General features: G+C 73.8%; 4 protein-coding genes. All 4 read right to left on the bottom strand.

What is annotated here, in order from left to right:
- Nucleotides 1-508, bottom strand: a 508-nt coding sequence (locus tag CQZ88_RS31570) for an SLBB domain-containing protein (protein WP_258008722.1), incomplete at its 3' end; no start/stop codon positions are given.
- A 92-nt stretch (nucleotides 509-600) separates the two neighbouring features.
- Nucleotides 601-1,419 carry a DegV family protein gene (locus CQZ88_RS21975; RefSeq protein WP_029544382.1) on the bottom strand — a complete coding sequence of 273 codons (819 nt, stop codon included), beginning with the start codon at nucleotides 1,417-1,419 and terminating at the stop codon, nucleotides 601-603.
- Nucleotides 1,420-1,424: 5 nt separating this feature from the next.
- Nucleotides 1,425-2,198 (bottom strand): diglucosylglycerate octanoyltransferase, encoded by a 774-nt coding sequence (octT, locus tag CQZ88_RS21970; RefSeq protein ID WP_044475763.1) that lies wholly within the window; start codon nucleotides 2,196-2,198, stop codon nucleotides 1,425-1,427.
- Nucleotides 2,185-2,754: histidine phosphatase family protein (locus CQZ88_RS21965; protein WP_102800308.1), on the bottom strand; the 570-nt coding region annotated here is incomplete at its 5' end. The genes CQZ88_RS21965 and octT, both read right to left, overlap by 14 nt.

The following is a 2,754-nucleotide window of genomic DNA, read 5'->3' as shown; positions in this document are numbered from 1 at the left end:
GCGCCAGATTCAGGGTGGTCAGGTCCGCACCGTCGAGGGTGCCGCCCGCGGCGGCGAGGGCGTCGGCGACCCGCGCGCCGGGCGCGACCCGCACCAGGCCGGGCTTGCCCACCAGGCCCACCACGCTGACCACCACCTCGTCCGGCGCCGTGTCCTGCCGGGACGCAACGGGGTCGGCCGCCGGTGCCGCAACCTCCACCGCCGGCAGCGGCGGTACCGGCTCCGCGACGGGACGATCGCCCCAGACCACGACGAGTGTGGCCAGCACCGCCACGACACCGACCGCGGCGAGGGCCCCGGCCCCACCCCGGCCGGTCTGCCAGCGCGCCGCGCGCAACCGCTCGAGCGGACCCGGCGGCTCGACGGTGCCGGCCGGGTCGTACCACGGGTGCGGGTCGTCGTCCGCCTGGTGCGGGATCGTCGGCGCCGCCGATGCCCGATCGCCGGCGGACAGGGCGATCGCGTCGAGCCGGCTGCGCACGAGATCGTGCTCGTCGCTGCTGCCCATGGCGCGACGCTAACCGGATCCGGCCGCCGTCCACGTGGCCGCCGAAGCGATCCGGCGAATCTGTGGATGAATCGTGTGCCTGTGGACAACCCCTACGCGCGGGAGACGACCACCCCGACGGCGCCGGGACCGACGTGTGCGCCGAGAACCGCGTCGAGTTCGGACACCGACAGCGCGGTGCCGGCGGGCAGCCGCTCGGCGAGCTGTGCGACGAGCTGTTCGGCGCGTTCGGGGGCCTCGCGGTGGTGGACGGCCACCGCGGTCACCGGGTCCGCGGTGTCGACGACGCCGTCGACCAGCTTCGCCATCGCCTTGGTCATGGTGCGGGTCTTCTCCCGCAGCACCAGCCGGCCGTCGACGAGGTGGAGCACCGGCTTCATCGCCAGAGCGGTGCCCAGCAGGGCCGTGGCGGTGCCGATGCGGCCGCCACGGCGCAGATGGTCGAGCCGGTCGACCACCAGCAGGGTCCGGCTGCGGGCGGCGACCTCCACAGCCCGTTCGTAGACGGCCCGCACGCTCGCACCGGACCGGGCCAGCTCCGCCCCCGCCAGGGCAGCGAATCCCAAACCCATTGCGGTGGTTCGACTGTCGACCAGCTGTACCCGGTCACCGAGGGCGTCGGCGGCGTAGCGGGCGGCCGACCAGGTACCCGACAGCTCACGGGACAGGTGCACGGCGACCACGCCGTCGCCACCGCTGTCCGACAGCGCCTCGGCGTACGCCTCCGTCAGTTCGGCCGGGGAGGGACCGGAGGTGGTGACGCCGGACAGGTCGGCGGGCAGATCGTCCACGCCCTCGCGCAATTCGACACCGTCGACGATCACGTGCAGCGGCACGACACGGATGTCGTACCGCTCCACCATTTCCGGGTCGAGACAGCACGACGAGTCGGTCACCACTACTACAGACACGCCGCCTACCGTATGTCCTCCGCGGCGGCGCGCGCATCCCGGCGCACCATCCGTACCGCCTCGAGAACCGCGGCGGCCACCTCGCTGTGCCCGTCCCAGCCCCAGTGGATGCCGTCCGGGTTCGCCGCGCCGGAGTGGATGTCCGCGTGCACGGCCTCACCGAGATCGACCAGGAGAACCGACTTTTCGGACGCCCAGCGGTTGATCGCCCGGGCCGCGGCGGGACGGCCGCGGTGCACGGCGCGGTACTGCTCGCTGCGATGCACCGACGGCAGCGTGCCGATCACGGGCAGGTCCGGCCGCATGTACGCCAGCGACGCGCGGATGGTTTCGAGGTAGTCCACGCTGACCCGGGGCGGCAGGGCCACCGGCCAGCCGAGGGGCGAGAGCCGGGGCTGCAGCCATCCGTAGGTCTCCCGCACGACGCGGCGCAGGCGCGGCGGCCGCACGTAGCGCAGGGTCTCCCGCAGCGCCGTCGGCAGAGGGGACGGCAGGGTGTCCATGCCGCCCACGGCCAGCACGACGGCACCGGCCCGCGGGATCGTCGCCCACACGCGTGGATCCTGCGTCATCGCCCACCACGCGTCGCGTGTCGTCCACCCGATCCGCGCGACGAGTTCGACGTCCCAGTCGAGTTCCCGCGCCACGATGTTCGGCCAGATCCGCGGATGGTCCGCCGGCAGTCCGCCCTTCGGGCCGTAGTAGCTGAGCGAGTCACCGATCACGAGCAGCGTCGGCCGCTGCGGCCCGGCCACCGGCCGTGGGTCAGAGGACGTCATCGGCCGCCACCGTAGCCGTCGCGTTCCACACGTCGAGCCGCCACGCGGGCTGGTCCCCGTATCCGCTGAGCTGGACCCAGCCGGTGTTGCCGAGTCCGCCGAGGACCGGCCACCGGTCGACCGGGAGATCGAGCAGTGCGGCGGTCAGTGCCGCGATCAGTCCGCCGTGCGCGACGACGATGATCGGCCGCTGCACCCACTGCTCGTGTTTGTCGAGCAGTTCCTGGATCACCGGGGCGCTGCGCCGGGCCACGTCGACCCGGCTCTCCCCCTCGGGAGGCGCCCAGGTGGCGTCGGCCCGCCACGCTGCCCGCGCCCCCGGGGACACCGAGTCCACGTCGTGGTGGGTCAGGCCCTGCCACCGGCCGAGGTGGGTCTCGCGCAGCCGCGGATCGATCGCCACCGGCAGGCCGGCCTGGTCACCGAGTTCGACGGCGGTGTCGTAGGCGCGCCGCAGATCGGAGGAGACGATCGCCACGGGCCGGTGCTCGACGAGGATCCGGGCGGCGGCCACGGCCTGACGCCGCCCCAGCTCGGACAGCTCGGTATCGAGCTG

Source organism: Rhodococcus sp. ENV425 (assembly GCF_002887785.1).
Taxonomy (GTDB): domain Bacteria; phylum Actinomycetota; class Actinomycetes; order Mycobacteriales; family Mycobacteriaceae; genus Rhodococcus; species Rhodococcus aetherivorans.
The sequence above is the reverse complement of the archived record's forward strand: the minus strand, read 5'-3'. Positions and strand labels throughout refer to the sequence as shown.